The sequence below is a fragment of the Kribbella sp. NPDC051936 genome (assembly GCF_040680955.1).
GTDB lineage: Bacteria > Actinomycetota > Actinomycetes > Propionibacteriales > Kribbellaceae > Kribbella.
The window spans coordinates 408,361-429,238 of the sequence record NZ_JBFAXS010000009.1; the positions used below are offsets into that span (position 1 = coordinate 408,361).

Sequence of the window (20,878 nt, forward strand, 5' to 3'; positions counted from 1 at the left end):
TCCGACCTCAACCTAGATCGAGGCTAGCGGAACGGATCAGGCAGCGACGAGGCGGCGTCCGATGCTCGCGGACATCAATGCGGCCGCCGCGCAGAGTCCGCCGGCCAGGTACCACGCGAGGTTGTAGCTGCCCTGCGCGTCCCGGATCGCACCGGCGCCGGTCGCGGCCAGCGCGGCACCGACCTGGTGCGACGCGAACACCCAGCCGAACACGATCGGCCCGTCCTCGCCGAACCACTCGCGGCACAGCGCCACCGTCGGCGGCACGGTCGCGACCCAGTCCAGTCCGTAGAAGATGATGAACACCCAGGTGCTCGGCGCGGCGGTCGGTCCGAGCAGCGACGGCAGCACCAGCAGTGACAGGCCACGCAGCGAGTAGTACGCGATCAGCAGGTACCGCGGGTCCCACCGGTCGGTCAGGTACCCGGAGAAGATCGTCCCGCCCACATCGAAGATGCCGACCAGCGCCAGCAGCGACGCGGCCGTCGTCGCCGGCATGCCGTGGTCGTGTGCAGCCGTCACGAAGTGCGTCCCGACCAGGCCGTTCGTCGAGGCACCGCAGATCGCGAAGCCGCCGGCCAGCATCCAGAACGCCGGCCGCCGCGCAGCCATCCGCAGTGCGTTGAGCGCCCGGACCGCGCTGCTGCCGGTCGTTTCCACGCGCTGCCCAGCAGCACTACCCTCCGGAGCGCCGTACGCACGCAGTCCGACGTCGCTCGGGTAGTCACGCAGGAACAACAGCACCAGCGGTACGACGGCCAGCGCCGCTCCGGCTGCGACGAGTGCGGGCACCCGCCAGCCGTAGTTGGCTGCCAGGGAGGCGATGAGGGGCAGGAAGATCAGCTGACCGGTCGCGCCGGCCGCGGTCAGGATCCCGGTCACCAGCCCGCGACGCCGCACGAACCAGCGTCCGGTGATCGTCGCGACGAAGGTCATCGACATCGACCCGGTGCCGACACCGACCAGCAGGCCCCAGCAGAGCAGCAGTTGCCACGACTCGGTCATGAAGATCGTCAGGCCGCTGCCCAGCGCGATCAGCACCAGCGCGCCGCTGACGACCTTCCGCAGCCCGAGCCGGTCCATCAGCGCCGCCGCGAACGGCGAGATCCCGCCGAACAGCAGCAGGTTGATCGACACCGCCGCGGAGATCGTCGCGTGCGACCACCCGAACTCCTCGTGGAGCGGATCCAGCAGCACACTCGGCACCGACCGGAACCCGGCCGCACCGATCAGCGTCACGAACCCGACCACAGCGACCGCCCAGGCCAGGTGCACCCGGGGCGTCCTTCGCGTCTCCAGAATTTGCGTCACCGGACAACTGTGGCGGTTCGACCATCATCGAACTAGTGGCCAGACAGACAACATGTGTCAAGATATGGCCATGAGTCGTCACCTGGCCGCCGTTGGGCCGCACGTGGTCGCGGTCCTCGCGCTCGAGCCCGTGGTCGGGTTCGACCTGACCATCCCGCCGACCGTCCTCGGCGCCGCCACCACGGCCGACGGCACCCAGCTGTACGACGTGCGCATCTGCGGACTCGGCGGACCTGTCCGCGCGGGCGCCGGGTTCAGCCTGGTCCCGGATCACGGACCCGAGGCACTCGCAGCCGCCGACACCGTGATCGTGCCGGGAACCTACATCGCCCAGCCGCGGTACGAGGGCACGCTGCCCGCCGACCTCGCCGCCGCGCTCGCGACCATCCGGCCGGGGACGCGGATCGCCTCGATCTGCACCGGCGCGTTCGTCCTCGGCGCGGCCGGCTACCTCGACGGACGGCCTGCGACGACGCACTGGCGGCGGGCCGAACTGTTCCGCAGCGTCTACCCGCAGGTGAAGCTCGACGAAGACAGGCTGTTCATCGACGACGGCGACGTGCTCACCTCGGCCGGCCTGGCCGCCGGCGTCGACCTGTGCCTGCACCTGATCCGCCGTGACTTCGGCAGCGAGGTCGCCAACCGGGCCGCCCGGCACTGCGTCGTACCGCCGTGGCGTGACGGCGGGCAGTCGCAGTTCATCGAACGCGCCGTCCCCGAGGAAGGCAGTGAAGGTACGTCGCCGACGCGCTCCTGGGCGCTCGGGCGGCTCAGTGAGGACATCAGCCTCGCGGCGATGGCGGAGCACGCGCGGATGAGCGTGCGCACCTTCAGCCGTCGCTTCAAGGCCGAAACCGGCCAGTCGCCGGGCACCTGGCTGCTGCAGCAGCGCGTGCGGCACGCGTGCCAGCTGCTGGAGACCACGGACCTGTCGGTCGACCGCGTGGCCGAGGAGGCCGGCCTCGGTACGGCGGCCTCCCTGCGACACCACCTGCGGTCCGAGCTGGGCGTCTCCCCGCTCGCCTACCGCAAGACGTTCCGGGCCGGTTAGGTCAGAACCACCAGGTCGTGCGGCTGGTTGTTCATCGACTCGGCGCCGTCCGCGGTCACCACGACGATGTCCTCGATCCGCGCGCCCCAGCGACCCGCCTGGTAGATGCCCGGCTCGACGCTGAACGCCATACCTTCCTCCAGCGGCAGGTCGTTGCCGGCGACGATGTACGGCTCCTCGTGCACGTCCAGGCCGATGCCGTGGCCGGTCCGGTGGATGAAGTAGTCACCGAACCCCGCGGCCGCGATGACGTCCCGCGCGGCCGCGTCGATGGACTCCGCGGTCACGCCCGGCCGAACCGCGTCCACCGCGGCCTGCTGCGCCTCCTGCAGGACGGCGTACGTCGCGGCGACGTCGGCGTCCCGCGGCGTGCCGACGGCGTAGGTGCGGGTGGAGTCGGAGTTGTAGCCCTCGGCAACCGGGCCGCCGATGTCGACGACCACCACGTCGCCCGCCTCGATCACCCGGTCGGACAGCGCGTGGTGCGGGCTCGCGCCGTTCGGGCCGGCGGCGACGATCACGAAGTCCGCCTCGGTGTGGCCTTCCGCGACGATCGCGGCCGCGATGTCGGCGCCGACCTCGGCCTCGGTCCGGCCCGGACGCAGCCACTCACCGACCCGGGCGTGCACGCGGTCGATCGCCGCGCCGGCCTTCCGCAGTGCGTCGATCTCGGCCGCGTCCTTGCGCATCCGCAGCTCACGGACGATCGGCCCGGCGAGCACCTGCTCGGCCTTCGGCAGCGCGTCGCGGACCCCCAGCACGTGGAGCGCCGGCGTGAAGTCACTGATCGCGACGCGGTCGGCACCGGTCAGCCGCTCCGCGGCCAGACCGTACGGATCGACGCCGTCCACCCACGTGACGATGTCGACGCCGAGGTCCGCGATCCTCTCGAACGCCGGGGCCTCGAGCTTCGGTACGACGAGTGCCGGGGCGCCGTCGGCCGCGATCACCAGGGCGGTGAGGCGCTCGAACGAGCCGCCCGGCTGACCGATCAGGTAGCGCAGGTCCGAGCCCGGCGCGATCACCAGACCGGTGCCGGCCGCGGCCTCGCGGGCGCGGTCCAGGCGGGCACGGAGGACATCGGCATCTGGGACGGAAGGGAGTGCTGAGCGACGGGCCATGGTGTGACTCTAGAACTGTCGGCGCGGGTTGCTACAACTTCCCCATGACCCTGCACCATGTGTCCGTCGGCGACGGCGTACCCGTCCTCGCCCTGCACGGCTGGACTCCGGACCACCGTCTGATGACCGGCTGCCTCGAGCCGATCTTCACCCAGCTCCCCGGCTACCGCCGGCTCTACCCGGACCTGCCCGGCATGGGGCAGTCCCCCGCCGGCGACATCGACAGCTCGGACGGCATCATGGCGGCCGTCCGCGCGTTCGTCGACGAGCAGATCGGCGACGAGCCGTTCCTGCTGATCGGGGAGTCGTACGGCGGTTACCTCGCCCGCGGCCTGGTCGCCGAGCGGCCCGGGCAGATCCTCGGCCTCGGGCTGATCTGCCCGGTCGGCACGCTCTGGCACAAGGACCGCGTGCTGCCCGAGCACGCCGTGCTGCGGACCGAGCCCGGCGTGCTCGAATCGCTGACCGAGGGCGAGGACTTCACGGAGCTGGCCGTCGTGCAGTCGGCGGCCACCCTGGCCGCGTACCGTTCGGACGTCGCGCCCGGGCTCGCGGTCGCCGACACGGCCGCGCTCGAGCGCATCCAGAAGAACTGGGCGCTGACCACGGCCCCCGAGAGCGGCCCGCCGTACGACGGACCGTCCCTCGTGGTGTGCGGCCGGCAGGACGCCGTCACCGGGTACGAGGACCAGTGGGCCCTGCTCCCCCACTACCCGCGCGCCACGTACGCCGTGCTCGACGTCGCCGGTCACAACCTCCAGATCGAGCAGCCCGCACTGTTCGGGGCCTTGGTCAGCGAATGGCTCCAGCGCATTCAGCTGGTCTGAGCAGTCGGCATGATCGTGAGTTGCTGAAAGTTGACCCGGGGCGGCTGGACGGCGATGAAGCCGACCGCCTGCGCGATGTCGTCCGGGGTCAACCACTCCATGGACTGCTTCGAGCCGTCGAGCCATTGCAGCGCGCCCTCGTCGGTGACGTGGCTCTGCAGTTCGGTGCCCACGATGCCCGGCTCGAGCGCGGACACGCGGACGTTCTTCGGGCCGAGCTCTGCGCGCAGGTGCCGGGACAGGTGGGAGACGTACGCCTTGGTGCCGGAGTAGACGGCGAAGTTCGGGAAGATGTTCTGCGCCGCGATCGACGACGTGTTGATCAGGTCGGCGACGCCTCGTTCGGCGGCCGCGGCGACCAGCTGCGGCGTGAAGGCGCTTATCGCGTTCATCAGACCCGTGATGTTGAGATCGATCTGGCGCCGCCACTGCTCGGTCGCGCGCTCCTCGACCGGCGCCGGCAGCATGACGCCGGCGTTGTTGAAGAGCAGGTCGGCGCCGCCCAGTTCGGAGGCGACCCGATCGGCCGCCGCCTGGACGGCCGCGGCGTCGGTCACGTCGACGGTCAGCGCCAGGGCGTGTCCGCCGTCCTTCTCGATCCGGGTGACGAGCTCGCGCAGGCGATCGGCGCGCCGGGCCAGGACGACGACGGTCGCTCCGAGTCCGGCCAGGTGTTCGGCCGCGCTCTCGCCGATACCGCTCGACGCGCCGGTGATCACCGCGACCCGGCCTGCGAGCGGCTTGACTTCGGCTTGCACAGACATGTGTTGACTGCCTTCCAGTGAGTCGGGCGGCGATTGCCGTCCGTGTCTCCAGAACACCAGTCACAGAAGGCGTTGTGGGCGCTCGAGCTGACCCTGCGCGGGCAGGCACCGCCCAGACTGGTACCCGCAGGGCCACCCAGCGGGCATCCCCGGCCGCGGCGTTCGATCACACTGGAGCCATGGATCGCAGTACCGAGATCGCCGACTTCCTCCGCTCGCGGCGGGCCGCGATCGCGCCCGCCGAGGCCGGGCTGCCCGAGGACGGGCGCAAGCGCCGCGTCCCCGGTCTGCGTCGGGACGAAGTGGCGCGGCTGGCGGGTGTCAGCACGGAGTACTACACGCGGCTCGAGCAGGGACGCGTCGGCAACCCGTCCACCGAGGTCCTCGACGCGCTCGGCGGCGCGCTGCGGCTCGACGCGGTCGAGCGCGAGCACCTCGACGATCTCCTGACCCGTCGCGCACCGATCCGGCGTACGCCGGCCGGTCCGCAGCGCGTCCGGCCGGGTCTCTACCTGATGTTGCAGACGCTCGACCACGTGCCGGCCTTCATCCTCGGGCGGCGGACCGACGTCCTGGCGACCAACCGGCTGGCCCGTGCGGTGCTGACGGACTTCGACGCGATGCCGGCGACGCGCCGCAATCTCGCCCGCTACTACCTGCTCGATCCCGAGGCGCGCGAGCGGGTCGGCGAGTGGGAGCGAATCGCCGCCGAGACCGTCGCGATGCTGCGCCTCGAGGCCGGTCGGCACCCGAACGACCGCCGACTCGCCGATCTCGTCGGTGAGCTGACCCTGCAGTGCCCCGAATTCACCGGCTGGTGGAACGACCATCGGGTGCTGCGCCGGACCCACGGCGCGAAGACCTATCACCACCCGGTCGCAGGCGATCTGGAGTTCGCGTACGAGTCGTTCCAGGTGCCTGGCGATGCCGAGCAGACGCTCTGCGTGTACCAGGTCGAGCCCGGTTCGCCCACCGCCGACGGTCTGCGGCTGCTCGCGAGCTGGATCGCTCCGCAGCCCGCGCCCGACTGAATCACCCTCTGCCGCTGACGGCTACCAGCGGGTAATGTCGGGCGCATGGTGACTGGGAAGCGTCCGATCGGCTGGCCGTTGCTCGTTGCGCTGACCAACGGGCGGACCAAGGTCTCCGACGAACGGCTCGCCGCGGCGGTCCGGGACAAGATCGTCGTGGTGACCGGCTCGTCGTACGGGATCGGCGAGGCGACCGCGCGCCGGTTGGCCGCGGCCGGCGCCACCGTGCTGCTCGTGGCCCGGACGGCGGACCAGTTGCAGGTCGTGGCCGACGACATCCGGTTGCGCGGCGGCACGGCGTACGTCTACCCGGCCAACCTCGCTGACCCGGCCGCGGTCGAGGAACTCGTCCGGACCGTGCTCGCCGAGCACGGGCGGGTCGACGTCCTCGTGAACAACGCCGGCAAGTCCATCCGGCGCTCGATCGCGGACACCTACCAGCGGTTCCACGACATCGAGCGGACGAACGCGGTCAACTACCTCGGTCCGGCGAAGCTCGTGCTCGAGCTGCTGCCGTCGATGCGGGACCACCGGTCGGGTCACATCGTGAACGTGTCGACGGCCGGCGTCCGGACGCCGCCGATGGCGCGCTGGTCGGCGTACCTGGCGTCGAAGAGCGCGTTCGACGTCTGGCTGCGGTGCGTGGCGCAGGAGGTCCGCGGCGACGGTGTGACGACGTCGACTGTCTACATGGGGCTGGTGCACACGCGGATGAGCGAGCCGACGCCGCTGCTCAACAAGATGCCGGGGCTGACGCCCGAGCAGGCCGCCGATCAGGTGTGTACGGCGGTGGCGGAGCGGCCGCACAACATCACGCCGCCGTTCGTCCGCCCGGCCGATGCCCTCGGCAACCTGCTGCGCGTGCCGACGGACCGGTTGCTCGAGCAGTACTTCCGGCGGACGGGAGGCGGGAAGAAGCGATGAGGACGATCCGCCCGATCCCGCCGCTGCGGCCGCCGGGCTGGCTGATGCAAGGTGCGGCCGAGGTCGGCGAGTTGTCGGTCGCCCTGGTCAGATCCGGGGTCTGGCGCTCGGCCGGGCCCGCGCAGCTCGTGCGGATCGAGCGGGCGCTGCGGACCTGGGGGCAGTCGATGGCGGCGCTCGGCGTGATCGCCGCGATCCGCTACCCGGACCGCGCGGCGGTGATCACCGGCGACGACGAGATCACCTACGCCGAACTGGACCGGCGCTGCGAGCGGATCGCGGCCGGGATGCACGCGCAGTACGGGATCGGCGCCGGCGGCAAGGTCGCGGTCCTGTGCCGCAACCACCGGGGCTTCCTCGAGGCGACCCTCGCGGCGTCACGGCTGGGCGCGGACGTCCTGTTCGTCAACACCGAGTTCGCCCCACCCCAGCTGGCGGCAGTCCTCGAACGCCATCGCCCGGACCTGCTCGTCCACGACGAAGAGTTCAGCCCACCCCCGAACCTTCCGGCGATCCAGTCCGGCCACGGCGGTGGTGTTCCCGGAATGGACGAGTTGGCTGGGAGCGCGGCGCCGGCGGGGCCTTCGCCGGCGAGCGCCGGGCACATCACGATCCTCACCTCGGGGACGACCGGGACGCCGAAGGCGGCGCCGCGGGTGCCGACCGCGGTGGGGCTGGCGGGATTGACCGGTAGCGCGTTGAGCCGGTTCGGATTGCGGGCGGGTGAGCCGATGGTCGTGTGTCCGCCCTTGTTCCACGGGCTCGGGCTGCTCACCTCGATGCTCGCTCTCTTCCTGGGGTCACCGCTCGTCCTCCGACCGCGGTTCGACGCAGCGACCTTGCTGGCGGATGTGGAGGCGACGCGGGCGGGTTCCGTCGCGGCGGTGCCGGTGATGCTGCGCCGGCTGCTCGAGCTCGGACCGGCCGCGATCGCGGAGTACGACCTGCGCTCACTGCGGGCCGTGATCTCGGGCGCGTCCCAGCTCGGCGCGCCACTGGCCGAGCGGTTCATCGAACGCTTCGGCCCGGTGCTCTGCGACGCGTACGGGTCGAGTGAGGTCGGCATCGCCACGATCGCGACCTCCGCCGATCTGCTCGCCGCTCCCGGCACTGTCGGGCGCCCTTGCCTCGGGAGCACGATCCGGATCCTCGACGACCAGGACCGCCCGGTGCCGGCCGGGACGACCGGACGGATCTTCGCGGGCGGCGGCCTGGTGTTCGGCGGGTACTCCGACGGCTCGTCCAAGACCGTCGTCGACGGCCGGATGAGCACCGGCGACCTCGGTCACCTGGACGGGGCCGGACGGCTGTTCGTCGACGGCCGCGAGGACGACATGATCGTCTCCGGCGGCGAGAACGTGTACCCGGTCGAGGTCGAGCAGTGCCTCGCCGCGCATCCCGCGGTCGCCGAGGCGGTCGTCACCGGCGTCCCCGACGACGAGTTCGGCCAGCGCCTGGTCGCGTACGTCGTCCTGCGCGAACCGGCCACCGAGGACGACCTGCTGACCCACGTGAAGGCGAATCTCGCGCGCTACAAGGCGCCACGCCAGATCGTCGTTCTCGACGAGTTCCCGCGGAACGCGACCGGCAAGGTCCTGCGCAACAAGCTCACCCCGCCGTGAACAGGTCGCGGAACCGCGTCATCCGTTCGAGCGCGGTCCGCTCGTCGCCGAAGGACACCGCCAGCGTCTCGGCGCCCGCATCGACGAGTTCCTGCGCCGCCGCGACGACCGGCCCCGGATCGCCGGCGGACCAGTCGAGCCGTGTGCCGACCTTGATCGGCCGGTCGCCGTACGACCGCAGCCGCGCTACCGCCGCCGCGAACCCGGCGCCGTCCAGGCCGAGGCCCTGCCACTCGTCGCCGTACCGGGCCGCCCGGCGCAGCGCCGGCTGCGTCGTACCGCCGATCATCAGCGGCAGCGGCGCCCGGACCTGAGGCTCGAACACCCCGCCCCGATCGCGGCCCTCGAACAGGTCACGCAAGATCCCGAGCGACTCGTCCGTCCGCCGTCCACGCTCCTCGAACACCGCACCGACCGCCGCGAACTCCTCCTTGGCCCACCCGGCGCCTAGCCCCAGGACGATGCGTTCGCCGGACAGCCGGTGCAGCGTCGCGGCCTGCTTCGCGACCACGTAAGCGCTGCGCAACGGCAGCACGAGCACCGAGGTGCCGAACCGGATCCGGGTCGTGCGTGCCGCCAGGTACCCGATCGTGACGAGCGGCTCGTACACACCGCCGTACGTCGAACCGAACTCACCCGGTGGAAGCAGGTGATCGGGCAGCCACGCCGTACCGTAGCCGAGGTCCTCCGCCGCGATCGCCAGCTCGACCAGTCGTTCGGGCGGCATCGTCGCCGACTCGTCCGGGAGGACAACCTGCAACTCGACCATGCGCTCGACCCTAACCGGTCAGCAGGAGCGGCGGACGCCCAGCACTCACCAACCAGGGCGGCGGACGGTGCCGCGGCCGGGGCCGAGCGTGAGTCTGCTCGGTTGGTGAGTGGTGCAGGTCCGCCCGTGGGAGAGTGGGGCCGTGAAGATTCTCGTCGGATACGTACCAACGCCCGAGGGTGAGGCTGCGCTCGCCGCGGCGGCGACCGAGGCCGAGCTGCGCGGGGCCTCGATCCTGCTGCTGAACACCAGCCGCGGCGACGCCTACATCGACGCCCGCTACGCCAACGCCGACGAGTTGGCGGCCGCCGAGGCCAAGCTGCGCGAGCACGGCGTCGAGGTCACCATCCAGCAGGCGGTCTCCGAGGGCGACGTCGCCGGCGCGCTCCTGAAGGCAGCCGCCGCCGAGGACGTCGTCCTGATCGTCCTCGGCCTGCGCCGCCGCAGCCCCGTCGGCAAACTCATCCTCGGCAGCACCGCCCAACGCGTGCTGCTGGAGTCCCCCGTCCCGGTCCTCGCCGTGAAGGTCCCGTCCCCGCACGACTGACCGCAAGAACCCACAGTCCGTTCCGACTACGGGGTAGATCTCCGAAGCGGAAGGAACTGTCGATGGTGTATCCCGAGGTTGGCGTCGGTCTCCCGGTGGTCGGGTTGCGTGGGCCCGACGCAGTTGTGGCGATCGCGAAGGCAGCTGACGACCTGGGTTTCGCCGCGGTCTCGGTGTTCGAGCGCCTGCTCGTCCCGGCCGCGCCCGATTGGGTCAACCACGCCGGGCTGCCGGGAGAGGCCGCGTACGACGCACTCGACACGCTGGCGTACGTCGCGGCGCACACCAGGCAGGTCCGGCTGCACACGGCGATCCTCGTACCGCTCTTCCAGCAGCCGCTGGTGCTGGCCCGCCGCGTGGCGACGATCGACCAACTGTCCGGCGGCCGGATGGATCTGGGGATCGGGCTCGGGTGGTTACCGGAGGAGTTCGTCGCGACCGGCGTACCCGCGCGCGGCCGGGTGGCGGCGTTCGAGGAGTCGATCGCCGTACTCCGCGCGTGCTGGGGACCCGATCCGGTCGAACACACGGGAGCGCGCTACACGGTGCCGGTGGCGATCGTCGGGCCGAAGCCCGTCGCTCCGCTCACCTTGTACGGCGGCGGCGTCACGCGGCAGGCGGTCGAACGCGCGGCGCGGCTCGCGGACGGGCTGACGCTCGCGCACCGCGACTGGGACTCCACCCAGGCCGCTGTCGGCTGGTACCACGAGGCCGGTGGCAGCGGGCCGATCGTCCTCCGCGCCGGACCGATGCGGCCGCACCCGATGCTCGAAGGCCCGCCCGGTTTCACGCCCGAGACCATCCTCGACGACCTCCGTCGCTCCGCCGACGAGGGCATCAGCCGAGTGGACTGGGACCTGAACCTCGTCGGCACCCCGATCACCGAGCAGGTCGCCGTCCTGACGGCCCTCGCCCGGCGCCTGCGGTAATCCGGGTGAGGCGCTGGGGTGGGCCGCCTAAACTGGACGGGTTATGCCTGATGCCCGGACCGAGTCCCCGAGTCCATCCCCAGCCCCCTCCCAGGACCCGCGCCGGCGCCGCCGCCGCGGCGGGAAGGCTAGGCGCCCAGCCGCCACAGAACCAGCACCCGATCCCGCATCCGTCGACGGCGCGCTCAACCTCGGTGAGGTGGCGGCACGGCTCGAGGAGCTCACGGCGTACGACCGGGAGCAGCTCGGGCGGCGGTTGGAGCGGGTTCGGCGGACGTCGGACGCGAAGAAGCGCGCGGCGGAGTTGCGGGGTGTGGTCGGCGCGGTCGAGCAGGCCGAGCGGCGGGTCGAGGTGCGGCGCAACGCCGTACCCGAGATCACCTACCCCGAAGAGCTGCCGGTCAGCCAGCTGAAGGACGAGATCGCGACCGCGATCCGCGACCACCAGGTGGTCGTCGTCGCAGGTGAGACCGGCTCCGGGAAGACGACCCAGATCCCGAAGATCTGTCTCGAGCTCGGCCGCGGCGTGCACGGCATGATCGGGCACACCCAGCCGCGTCGGCTCGCGGCCCGCACGGTCGCCGAGCGGATCGCGGAGGAGCTCGGCACCGAGCTCGGTGAGACGATCGGGTTCGCCGTCCGCTTCACCGACAAGGTCAGTGAGCGCTCGCTGGTGAAGCTGATGACCGACGGCATCCTGCTCAACGAGCTGCAGCGCGACCGCGACCTCACCCGGTACGACACGCTGATCATCGACGAGGCCCACGAGCGCAGCCTGAACATCGACTTCATCCTCGGCTATCTCAAACGGCTGCTCCCCCGCCGCCCGGACCTGAAGGTGATCATCACTTCGGCGACCATCGACCCGGAGCGGTTCGCCGAGCACTTCGCGGCCGCCGACGGCACCCCGGCGCCGATCGTCGAGGTGTCCGGCCGGACCTACCCGGTCGAGGTGCGGTACCGCCCGGTCAACGACCCCGAGGACCCGAGCACGATCGACCGCGACCAGACGCAGGCGATCCTGGACGCCGTCGACGAGCTCGCGTACGAGGCGGACGGCGACATCCTGGTGTTCCTGTCCGGCGAGCGCGAGATCCGCGACACCGCCGACGCGCTGAGCGACAAGTTCCGCGGCGACCGCCGGACGACCGAGGTCCTCCCGCTCTACGCCCGGCTCTCGAACGCCGAGCAGCACCGCGTCTTCCAGCCGCACGCCAACCGCCGGATCGTGCTCGCCACCAACGTCGCCGAGACGTCGCTGACCGTCCCCGGCATCAAGTACGTGATCGACCCGGGTACGGCGCGGATCTCGCGCTACAGCCACCGCACCAAGGTCCAGCACCTGCCCATCGAGCCGGTCTCGCAGGCGAGCGCCAACCAGCGCAAGGGCCGCAGCGGCCGGACCAGCGACGGCATCTGCATCCGGTTGTACTCCGAGGAGGACTTCGAGAACCGCCCGGAGTTCACCGATCCGGAGATCCTCCGCACGAACCTGGCGAGCGTCATCCTGCAGATGACCGCGATCGGGCTCGGCGACATCGCCGCGTTCCCGTTCATCGACGAGCCCGACAAGCGCAGCATCACCGACGGCCTGCAGCTGCTCACCGAGCTCGGCGCGATCGACACGCCGAAGGGCGGCCGGCTGACCCCGATCGGGCGGCAGCTCGCGCAGATCCCGCTCGACCCGCGGCTGGCCCGGATGATCGTCGAGGCCGACAAGCACGCCTGTGTCCGCGAGGTGATGGTGATCGCGGCCGCGCTCTCGATCCAGGATCCGCGCGAGCGGCCGACCGACGCCGAGGCCCAGGCGCAGCAGGCGCACGCCCGGTTCCGCGATCCGAACAGTGACTTCCTCGGGTACTTGAACCTCTGGAGCTACCTGAAGAAGCAGCAGAAGGAGCTGTCCGGCAACCAGTTCCGCCGGATGTGCCGCAGCGAGTACCTCAACTATCTGCGGGTCCGCGAGTGGCAGGACATCTTCGCGCAGCTCCGCCAGGTTGCCTCACAGATCGGCGTCCAGCTGAACAGCGGCGAGCCGGCCGACCCGCAGAGCGTGCACATCGCACTGATGTCGGGCCTGCTCAGCCACCTCGGCATGAAGGACCCGGCGAACCAGCACCAGTACCTCGGCGCGCGTGGCACGAAGTTCGCGATCTTCCCCGGCTCCGGGCTGTTCAAGAAGCCGCCGCAGTTCGTGATGGCCGCCGAGCTGGTCGAGACGTCGAAGCTGTGGGCACGGGTGAACGCGAAGATCGAGCCCGAGTGGGCCGAGGACCTCGCCCCGCACCTGATCAAGCGGTCGTACTCCGAGCCGCACTGGGAGCGCAAGGCCGGCGCCGTGATGGCGTACGAGAAGGTCACGCTGTACGGCGTACCGATCGTTGCCCGGCGCAAGGTGAACTACGGCAAGGTCGACCCGGAGGTGTCGCGGGAGTTGTTCATCCGGCACGCGCTGGTCGAGGGCGACTGGGACACCCATCACAAGTTCTTCCACGAGAACCGCAAGCTGATCGAGGAGGTCGAGGAGCTCGAGGAGCGCACCCGGCGGCGCGATCTGCTGGTCGACGACGAGACGCTGTTCGCGTTCTACGACGAGCGCATCGGCGCCGAGGTGGTCACCGGGCGGCATTTCGACACCTGGTGGAAGACCGCTCGGCAGCGCGACCACGACCTGCTCGACTTCGAGCGTTCGCTGGTCGTTCGTGAGGGCGCGGAGGTGCGCGAGGAGGAGTTCCCGCTGCGCTGGACGCAGAACGGGATGACGTTCGACCTGACGTACGCCTTCGAGCCCGGCACCGACGCCGACGGCGTCACCGTGCACATCCCGCTGCTGGTCCTGAACCAGGTGACCGCGGACGGCTTCGAGTGGAGCGTGCCCGGGTTCCGCGAGGAACTCGTGACGACGCTGATCAAGTCGCTGCCCAAGGCCGTACGGCGCAACATCGTGCCGGCGCCGGATCACGCACGGCAGATCCTGCCCGAGCTCGACCCGGCGTCCGGGCCGCTGACCGACGCGATGGCCCGCGCGCTGCGGGACCTGCGCGGCGTGATCATCGAGCCCGGGGACTGGGACTGGAGCCGGGTCCCCGAGCACTTGCGGATGACGTTCCGGGTCGAGGACGACCAGCGCAAGACGGTGGCCGAGGGCAAGGATCTCGCGAAGCTGAAGGAGAAGCTGAAGCCGAAGACGAAGGCCGCGATCTCGCAGGTCGCGTCGAAGGCGGTCAGCGGGCTGGAGAAGTCCGGGCTGACCGACTGGACGTTCGGCGATCTCCCCCGGAGCTTCTCCGAGCACCGCAACGGCCTGACCGTCGCGGGCTACCCGGCGCTCGTCGACGAGGGGAAGAGCGTCGCGATCCGCCTGCAGGAGACCGAGCGCGACCAGGCCGCCGCGATGTGGGCGGGCACGCGCCGGCTCCTGCTGCTGACCATGCCGTCGGTGATCGACGTCGTGCAGCGTCAGCTGAGCAACCAGCAGAAGATGACGTTGATGGCAGGTCCGCATCGCAACGTGGGCGCGCTCCTCGACGACGCGATCGCTGCTGCGGTGGACCAGTTGATGGCCGCCGCGGGCGGTCCGGCGTGGAACCTCACCGCGTTCTCGATCCTGCGGGACGCCGTACGGTCGGAGCTCGCGGACACCGTGCTGACGATCCTGCAGCAGGTCGAGCAGGTACTCGGGCACGCGCGGACCGTGGACAAGCAGATCTCACGAGCGTCGAGTCCGGCGTTGCTGGCCGCGCTGTCCGACGTACGGGGCCAGCTCGAAGGTCTCGTCCACCCCGGCTTCATCACGGAGACCGGCGCGCAGCGGCTGCCGGACCTGGTCCGGTATCTGCGCGGCATGGAGCAGCGGCTGGACAAGCTCGGCGCCAACGCGGCGCGCGACCGTTCCGGGATGGCGGTCGTCGACATGCTCACCGACGAGTACCGCAAGAAGCTCCGCGCGGTGCCGACCGGCAAGTATCCAAGCCCGGGACTCCTCGAGGTCCGGTGGATGCTCGAGGAACTCCGCATCAGCTTGTTCGCCCAGACGCTCGGCACGCCGTACCCGGTCTCCGAGAAACGGATCCGGAAGGCCCTGGCCGAGAGTTAGCTCTTCAGGATCGCGGACGCGACCCGCTCGGTGAGCCAGCAGGTCGTGCGTTCGGCACCCCAGCCGAACCCGTCCGCGGCGAGCGCGAACTGCGCGTACCGGAAGTGGAAGAAGATGACCTGCACGCCCTCCTCCACCGTGATCCCGTCGGCCAGGCCGCCGGCGTCCCGCATACCTGTGACGATCTCCCGGAGAGCATGCTGCTGACGCTCGTCGGCGACCTTCAGAAACGCCTCCGCCGCGGGCGCGCCGGCCGCGGCCCGGGTCACGATCTGGATGATGTCGCCCGACTCCGCATAGATCGCGACGTACCCCTTGGCCAGCGCATCCAGCTTGGCGCGCGCCGACTCGGCGGCGGCGCACTCGGCGATGATGCTCTGCACCAGGCTGCTGGTGGTCCACTTGTCCATCAGCGCCTGGAGCAGCCCCTCCTTGCCGCCGCACTGCGCGTACACCGTCGCCGGTGACACCCGGGCATCCCGGGCGATGCTCTCGACGGTGGTCTGCGCGTACCCGTACCGGCCGAACAACTTCCGTGCCGAGCGCACCACCTCGTGGCGGGTCATCTCCGCGTAGATGTGGCGCCGGCTCCGGGACTGTTCCTGGTCTGGCACCCGATACCCACCTTCGATCTGCGACGACCGCACCGGCGCGGGCGGCTCCGCGGCGAATCTATCGGAGCGCGCCCGGCGGCGCCGTCCACCCCTCAGGACGTGATGAACTCCAGCAGATCCGCGTTGATGACGTCGGCGTTCGTGGTCGGAATGCCGTGCGGCCAGCCGGGGTAGGTCTTGAGCGTGGCGTTCGCGAGGATCTCGACGGCCCGCGGCGCGGTACTGCGGTACGGAACGATCTGGTCGTCGTCGCCCTGCATGACCAGGACCGGCACGCTGATCTTCTTCAGGTCGTCGGTGTAGTCCTCCTGGGCGAACGCGTCGACGCAGTCGTACTGAGCCTTCGCCGAGCCCATCATGCCCTGGCGCCACCAGTTCTGGATGACCGCCTCGGACGGTTCGGCGCCCGGCCGGTTGTACCCGTAGAACGGCCCGGCGGCCACCTCGCGGAAGAACACCGACCGGTTCGCCGCGATGCCCTGCTTGAGGCCCGCGAAGACCTCCGGCGGCTGACCGTCAGGGTTCGCGTCGGTGAGCTGCTGCGACGGTACGACGGAGCTGATCAGGACGGCCTTCGCCACGCGGCCCTCGCCGTGCCGTCCGAGGTAGCGCACCACCTCGCCACCGCCGGCCGAGTGGCCGACGTGCACGGCGTCGCGGAGATCGAGGTGGGTGACCAGCGCCGCGAGGTCGTCGGCGTAGTGGTTCATGTCGTGGCCATCGGAGACCTGCGCCGACCTTCCGTGTCCCCGGCGATCGTGCGCGATGACCCGGAACCCCTGGCCGAGGAAGAACAGCATCTGGTTGTCCCAGTCGTCGGCCGACAGCGGCCAGCCGTGGCTGAACACGATCGGCCGGCCGGATCCCCAGTCCTTGTAGAACAGTTCCACCCCGTCGGGGGTCGTGATCGTTGCCATGGTGTCCCACCTTCTCGCTTGACCTGGTCCGCGTGCCGTCGCCCCGGGGCGGGAGCGCGCACGCCACGTCCGACGGTAGGGATCCGCAGTTGACGGCCAGTGGATTTGCGGTGGATCGCTGGCTGGAGCGTGACTCCAGCCTCTAGAGTGCAACTTGACCGACGCGCGTGACGGCAGCTGTCGCGGAGGCCGGACCATGGCGAGGGAGCCGGACATGACGGAGACACTCACGCCTCGAAGCGTCGCCGGGCAGCCCGCGGGCGGCGTGAGCTCGCTGAGGCTGCAGGTCCTGGGTCCGCTACGGGTCTGGCACGGCGGTCTCGAGGTCGACCCCGGTCCACGCCAGCAGGCCTATCTGCTCGCGCTGTTGCTGGCACGCGCCGGGAGACCGATCGGCGCGGGCGAGCTGATCGACCTGATTTGGGGCGAGAACGAGCCGGCCAGCGCACTCAACGTGATCCACAAGTACGTCGGAGCGCTGCGCCGTCTCCTCGAGCCCGCCCTGCGCCCGCGGGAGCCGGGAGCCTTCCTCGTGCGCAGCGGCAACGGGTACCTGTGCACCGCCGGTCCGGACGTCTTGGACCTCGCTCGCTTCCGGCAACTCGTCACCACGGCTCGGACAGCCCTCGGCAACAACCACGAAGCGGCCGCGCTCGACCAGTACGTCGCCGCGCTGGAGCTGTGGAGCGGCCCGGCCGGAGGAGGCACCGCGCACAGCCCCGCCGCGGTTCCGATCTTCGCCGGCCTCGACGACGAGTTCTTCGGCGCCTGTGTCGACGCGGCGAGGCTCGCGATCTCGCAGAACCGACCCCACCTGGTGCTGCCCGCGCTGCACGTCGCCTCGGCCATGGCGCCCTTGCACGAACCGGTGCACGCTGCCCTGGTGCGCTCGTTGTGCGGCGCCGGGCAGCAGGCGGAGGCGCTGACGGCGTACGACGCGATCCGCCGGCGGCTCGCGGACGACCTCGGGATCGAACCAGGCGCGGCGCTGCGCTCCGCCCAGCGCCGCGTTCTCGAGCGGGCTGCGTCCCTCCGGACCGCGCAGAGTGGCACCGGCCTCGAGCTCGTCGGTCGAGCTGAGGAGTTCGACATGCTCCGCGGCGCCGTCGAGCCGGCGCTGATCGGCGGGACGGCAGTCGCCCTACTCGAAGGCGAGCCCGGCATCGGCAAGACGCGTCTACTGCAGGAGATCGCTCGTCATACGCACGATCGCGCCGCGCGGGTGGTGTGGGGGCACGGTCTCCAGGGCGGCGGGGCACCGACCATGTGGCCATGGGTCGAGGTCGTCGAAGGTCTCCTCGAGACCCGGCCGGCAACGCGTCGCGCCGAGTGGCTCGCCGGCGACCTGAGCCGCCTCACCGAGCCTCGCAACACCGCCCGGGCCGCACCGACCGTCCCGGATGACGGCGCGCGGTTCCGGTTGTTCGAAGAGGTTGTGGGGGTGATCTCCGAGTCGGCGGCCGAGCGGCCGTTGCTGATCGTCCTCGACGACCTGCAGTGGGCCGACCCCGCCTCGCTGCGGCTGTTCGACCATGTTGTCGCCCGGCTTCCCGCAGGCACGGCCGTGATCGCCGCGCTGCGGAACCGGGACCCGTCGCTCAGCCTTGAGCTGGCCCGGACCCTCGCCGCCGCGAGCCGGATCCCCGGCCACCGGCGCCTCTTCGTCGGACCGCTCGCCGCACCGGGTGTTGCCGAGCTGATGCGACGCGAGACGGGCGACCTGCCCGCCGCGGAAGTCTCGCGTGCGGTGCATGCGCGCACCGGCGGCAACCCCTTCTTCGTCCAAGAGGTAGCGCGGCTTCTCACCAACGGCAGCACGATCACCGAGGAGTCCGTGCTGCGCAGTGGTGTCCCCCTGACAGTCCGGGACGTCGTCCGCGACCGCATGGCCGCGCTGGATCCCGGCACCCAGGAGCTTCTGCAGACGGCCGCGCTCGCCGGCCGGAGCGTCGAACTCGTGCTGCTCGCGAGGATCGCGTCCGCGACCGTGGCGACCTGTCTCGAGCAACTGGAGCCGGTCCGCGACCTCGGGCTCGCCGGCCCCGCACCGGGCGATCCGTTCAGGTACTGCTTCGCCCACGATCTCGTCCGCGAGGCGGTCTGCGAGGCCATCCCGCCCGGACGCGCCGCATCACTGCACCGCGATATCGCCGACGCACTCGAGGCCGTCGGCCCCGCTGACGAGTCACTCGCCGAGCGAGCGGCACACCATCTCTGGGAGGCCGGTCCGCTCATCGACCCTGCGCGCACGGTGTCGGCTCTGTTGCGGGCCGGGGCCCGGGCGACGGCGAAGACCGCGCTCCAGGATGCCGAACGGCACCTCGTCCGGGCCGTCGAGCGAGCCCGCGGAGCCTCGCTCCCCGAGCTCGAACTGGAGGCGCTGGCCCGCCTGATCGCGGTGGCCGGCATGCGGTCCATGTACGGCGCTGCCTCCGTCGAGCTGCTGGAACGAGCAGAAACCGTGGCAAGGACACTCGGCCGGGAGCGTCAGGCCGCGAGTTTCCTCTTCTCCCGGTGGACCGCGCACGTGCAGGGCCTCGAGCACGAACGCAGCGACATCCTGGCGGACCGCCTGCTGGAGCAGGGATCGAGCTCCAGCGATCCGGTCGTCCGCGGCTACGGCGACGCCGCGTGGGGAATTCAGCAGTGGCACCTCGGACGTCTCGGAGCGTCTTACCGCCACCTGACAGCGACAGCGTCCCACGGGCTGCCTGGCGACCACGGCCCTGACCCGGTGTGGGACGGCCTGCGGCTGCTGATCGCGGCGACGCTGGCCGAGATCTCCGCGTACCACGGGAAGGCCGCTCACGCCCGGGCGACCCTCGACAAGCTCGTCGCGGGCGCGGGGGACGACTCCTACGCGATCGCCGTCGCGACGTGCATGGCTGCCCGGACCGCCTCCGTCGTCGGCGACCCGGACTGGGCGCTGCAGGTCGCGGACCGTGGGATCGCGGCGGATCCGCAGTTCTCGTTCGTCTTTCTCGGCACCTACCTGCGCCTGGCGCGATGCTGGGCGCTGGCGATGAGCGGTCACGATCCTGGCGCGGCCGCGGAGGCAGCGGAGCGGCTGATCGTGGCCAACCTGACGAACCCTGTCCGATCCAGCGTCTCCACGTGCTACGCACTCCTCGCGGAGATGCGGCTGGCAGCCGGTGACCCGGACGCCGCGGCTGTTGCGCTCGACCAGGCCGACGCCTTCCGGGACCGCTACGGGCAGCGGTCGGCGGACGGTCTGCACCTTCTCGTCCGGGCTCAGCTGGCGAAGACGCTCGCTGATCCGGGCAGCGCCGTACGTCTGGCCAGGCAGGCACGCGCTGTGGCCGAACGGCAGGAGGCATATCTGTTCGCGCAACGCGCCGACATGTTCCTCGGCGAGCTCAGCGATCGAGACCTAGGAGTTCAGTAGCCGCCGGGCGTGCTCGTGGACGGCGGTGCGTAGCTCGGGCGGTTCGAGGATCTCGAACGGCCAGCGGATCCGCAGGGTCTGGGCGATCAGCGGCCCGAGGTCGTTGGCCGCGAAGCGGAGTTCGCAGGTGGTCGCGTCGATCGGGTCGACGATGCCTTCGCGGGCCGGGAAGACCTTGCGCACCGTGTCCGCCTCCGCCTCGACCCGGATCCGGGCGACGATGTCCCACGGCGCCACCCCGGTCCCCTCGGCCACCAGGGCGATCGGGTCGGGCGGGTTCTCGAACCGGTAGCGCGCGCCGGTCAGCACCGGGTCCGCGATCCGGTCGACGCGGAAGGTCCGCCAGGCCTGCCGGTCCCGATCGCGGGCGACCAGGTACCAGCGCCGGCCGGTGTGCACGATCTGGAGCGGCTCGACGCTGCGCTCGGACTCGTCGCCGCCGTGCGTGCGGTACCGGAACCGGATCCCCTCGATGTCTCGGCACCCCGCGGCGAGGGTGACGAGTACCTCGCCGTCGACCCTCGGCAACTCCCCCTGCGGCAGCTGACTGGTGTGTGCGCCGATCGCCGCGACCTGCTCGCGCAGCCGCGCCGGCAGGACCTGGTGGAGTTTCGCCAGCGCGGAGATCGCCGCCTCCTCGACGCCTGACACCGTCGTGGTCGTTGCGACGCGCAGCCCGACCGCGATCGCGACCGCCTCCTCGTCCTCCAGCAGCAGCGGCGGCAATCGGCCGCCGGGCCCGAGGCGATAGCCGCCGCCGATCCCTGCCTCGGCGTCGACGGGGTACCCGAGTGACCGCAGCCGGGTGACGTCGCGGCGTACGGTCCGGGGCGTGACGTCGAGCCGGGCTGCGAGGTCGGCGCCGTCCCACTGCGGACGGGACTGGAGCAGTGAGAGCAGTCGGAGCAGGCGGGCCGCGGTGTCCATGATCTGCTCATTCTGCCCCGAC

At 71.1% G+C, this 20,878-nt stretch carries 16 protein-coding genes; 9 read left to right on the top strand and 7 right to left on the bottom strand.

The genetic code is table 11. The annotated features are described in order from the left end of the window. Positions 1–36 precede the first annotated feature (36 nt). Positions 37–1,311, bottom strand: coding sequence for an MFS transporter (locus tag AB0L64_RS32300; protein WP_363716308.1), 1,275 nt, complete (start codon positions 1,309–1,311; stop codon positions 37–39). A 70-nt stretch (positions 1,312–1,381) separates the two neighbouring features. Here AB0L64_RS32300 and AB0L64_RS32305 point away from each other — a divergent pair, with 70 nt between their 5' ends. Next, positions 1,382–2,362 carry a helix-turn-helix domain-containing protein gene (locus AB0L64_RS32305; protein WP_363716310.1) on the top strand — a complete coding sequence of 327 codons (981 nt, stop codon included), beginning with the start codon at positions 1,382–1,384 and terminating at the stop codon, positions 2,360–2,362. Here AB0L64_RS32305 and AB0L64_RS32310 read toward each other — a convergent pair. Next, positions 2,359–3,483, bottom strand: coding sequence for a Xaa-Pro peptidase family protein (locus AB0L64_RS32310; RefSeq protein ID WP_363716312.1), 1,125 nt, complete (start codon positions 3,481–3,483; stop codon positions 2,359–2,361). The two genes, AB0L64_RS32305 and AB0L64_RS32310, sit on opposite strands and share 4 nt — an antisense overlap. A gap of 44 nt (positions 3,484–3,527) precedes the next feature. Between AB0L64_RS32310 and AB0L64_RS32315 the strand changes: the two genes are divergently transcribed. After that, entirely contained in the window at positions 3,528–4,310 is a 783-nt protein-coding gene (locus AB0L64_RS32315; protein WP_363716314.1) for an alpha/beta hydrolase, read from the top strand. Here AB0L64_RS32315 and AB0L64_RS32320 read toward each other — a convergent pair. Beyond that, positions 4,298–5,074, bottom strand: a complete 777-nt coding sequence (locus tag AB0L64_RS32320) for an SDR family oxidoreductase (RefSeq protein ID WP_363716316.1) — start codon at positions 5,072–5,074, stop codon at positions 4,298–4,300. The genes AB0L64_RS32315 and AB0L64_RS32320 overlap by 13 nt on opposite strands. A 179-nt stretch (positions 5,075–5,253) precedes the next feature. Between AB0L64_RS32320 and AB0L64_RS32325 the strand changes: the two genes are divergently transcribed. Genes AB0L64_RS32325 through AB0L64_RS32335 form a run of 3 tightly spaced genes read left to right on the top strand, consistent with a single transcriptional unit; the run spans position 5,254 to position 8,651 of the window. After that, positions 5,254–6,105: a helix-turn-helix transcriptional regulator gene (locus AB0L64_RS32325; protein ID WP_363716318.1), complete on the top strand. Its 852-nt coding sequence runs from the start codon at positions 5,254–5,256 to the stop codon at positions 6,103–6,105. Positions 6,106–6,150: 45 nt separating this feature from the next. After that, positions 6,151–7,029: an SDR family NAD(P)-dependent oxidoreductase gene (locus AB0L64_RS32330; RefSeq protein ID WP_363716320.1), complete on the top strand. Its 879-nt coding sequence runs from the start codon at positions 6,151–6,153 to the stop codon at positions 7,027–7,029. Beyond that, a complete protein-coding gene (locus AB0L64_RS32335; protein ID WP_363716322.1) occupies positions 7,026–8,651 on the top strand; it encodes an AMP-binding protein in 1,626 nt (541 codons plus the stop codon). Before AB0L64_RS32330 ends, AB0L64_RS32335 begins: the two co-directional genes overlap by 4 nt. On the opposite strand, the gene AB0L64_RS32340 is transcribed toward AB0L64_RS32335, so the two are convergent. Further along, positions 8,638–9,420: an LLM class flavin-dependent oxidoreductase gene (locus AB0L64_RS32340; protein WP_363716324.1), complete on the bottom strand. Its 783-nt coding sequence runs from the start codon at positions 9,418–9,420 to the stop codon at positions 8,638–8,640. The two genes, AB0L64_RS32335 and AB0L64_RS32340, sit on opposite strands and share 14 nt — an antisense overlap. A 142-nt stretch (positions 9,421–9,562) precedes the next feature. On the opposite strand from AB0L64_RS32340, the gene AB0L64_RS32345 reads away from it, so the two are divergent. The 3 genes from AB0L64_RS32345 (at position 9,563) to hrpA (ending at position 14,992) form a co-directional block, all read left to right on the top strand. Then, positions 9,563–9,967 (top strand): universal stress protein, encoded by a 405-nt coding sequence (locus tag AB0L64_RS32345; RefSeq protein WP_363716326.1) that lies wholly within the window; start codon positions 9,563–9,565, stop codon positions 9,965–9,967. A 62-nt stretch (positions 9,968–10,029) separates the two neighbouring features. Then, on the top strand, positions 10,030–10,896 hold the full coding sequence (locus AB0L64_RS32350) for a TIGR03619 family F420-dependent LLM class oxidoreductase (RefSeq protein WP_363716328.1): 867 nt from the start codon (positions 10,030–10,032) through the stop codon (positions 10,894–10,896). Between the two features lie 199 nt (positions 10,897–11,095). Next, positions 11,096–14,992, top strand: a complete 3,897-nt coding sequence (gene hrpA / locus AB0L64_RS32355) for an ATP-dependent RNA helicase HrpA (protein ID WP_363716330.1) — start codon at positions 11,096–11,098, stop codon at positions 14,990–14,992. Here hrpA and AB0L64_RS32360 read toward each other — a convergent pair. Continuing rightward, a complete protein-coding gene (locus AB0L64_RS32360; RefSeq protein ID WP_363716332.1) occupies positions 14,989–15,606 on the bottom strand; it encodes a helix-turn-helix domain-containing protein in 618 nt (205 codons plus the stop codon). The genes hrpA and AB0L64_RS32360 overlap by 4 nt on opposite strands. 92 nt (positions 15,607–15,698) lie before the next feature. Next, complete coding sequence (locus tag AB0L64_RS32365) at positions 15,699–16,523, bottom strand: alpha/beta hydrolase (protein ID WP_363716334.1); 825 nt, start codon at positions 16,521–16,523, stop codon at positions 15,699–15,701. A gap of 214 nt (positions 16,524–16,737) precedes the next feature. On the opposite strand from AB0L64_RS32365, the gene AB0L64_RS32370 reads away from it, so the two are divergent. Next, on the top strand, positions 16,738–19,929 hold the full coding sequence (locus AB0L64_RS32370; RefSeq protein ID WP_363716336.1) for a BTAD domain-containing putative transcriptional regulator: 3,192 nt from the start codon (positions 16,738–16,740) through the stop codon (positions 19,927–19,929). Here AB0L64_RS32370 and AB0L64_RS32375 read toward each other — a convergent pair. Then, positions 19,915–20,856 (bottom strand): WYL domain-containing protein, encoded by a 942-nt coding sequence (locus tag AB0L64_RS32375; RefSeq protein ID WP_363716338.1) that lies wholly within the window; start codon positions 20,854–20,856, stop codon positions 19,915–19,917. The two genes, AB0L64_RS32370 and AB0L64_RS32375, sit on opposite strands and share 15 nt — an antisense overlap. Between the last annotated feature and the right edge of the window lie 22 nt (positions 20,857–20,878).

What these genes read in the sequence shown, in the direction of transcription:
- AB0L64_RS32305 (WP_363716310.1), top strand. Translation starts at nt 1,382, where the DNA reads ATGAGTCGTCACCTGGCCGCCGTTGGGCCGCACGTGGTCGCGGTCCTC.
- AB0L64_RS32310 (WP_363716312.1), bottom strand. Translation starts at nt 3,483, where the DNA reads ATGGCCCGTCGCTCAGCACTCCCTTCCGTCCCAGATGCCGATGTCCTC.
- AB0L64_RS32315 (WP_363716314.1), top strand. Translation starts at nt 3,528, where the DNA reads ATGACCCTGCACCATGTGTCCGTCGGCGACGGCGTACCCGTCCTCGCC.
- AB0L64_RS32320 (WP_363716316.1), bottom strand. Translation starts at nt 5,074, where the DNA reads ATGTCTGTGCAAGCCGAAGTCAAGCCGCTCGCAGGCCGGGTCGCGGTG.
- AB0L64_RS32325 (WP_363716318.1), top strand. Translation starts at nt 5,254, where the DNA reads ATGGATCGCAGTACCGAGATCGCCGACTTCCTCCGCTCGCGGCGGGCC.
- AB0L64_RS32330 (WP_363716320.1), top strand. Translation starts at nt 6,151, where the DNA reads ATGGTGACTGGGAAGCGTCCGATCGGCTGGCCGTTGCTCGTTGCGCTG.
- AB0L64_RS32335 (WP_363716322.1), top strand. Translation starts at nt 7,026, where the DNA reads ATGAGGACGATCCGCCCGATCCCGCCGCTGCGGCCGCCGGGCTGGCTG.
- AB0L64_RS32340 (WP_363716324.1), bottom strand. Translation starts at nt 9,420, where the DNA reads ATGGTCGAGTTGCAGGTTGTCCTCCCGGACGAGTCGGCGACGATGCCG.
- AB0L64_RS32350 (WP_363716328.1), top strand. Translation starts at nt 10,030, where the DNA reads ATGGTGTATCCCGAGGTTGGCGTCGGTCTCCCGGTGGTCGGGTTGCGT.
- AB0L64_RS32365 (WP_363716334.1), bottom strand. Translation starts at nt 16,523, where the DNA reads ATGGCAACGATCACGACCCCCGACGGGGTGGAACTGTTCTACAAGGAC.
- AB0L64_RS32370 (WP_363716336.1), top strand. Translation starts at nt 16,738, where the DNA reads ATGACGGAGACACTCACGCCTCGAAGCGTCGCCGGGCAGCCCGCGGGC.
- AB0L64_RS32375 (WP_363716338.1), bottom strand. Translation starts at nt 20,856, where the DNA reads ATGGACACCGCGGCCCGCCTGCTCCGACTGCTCTCACTGCTCCAGTCC.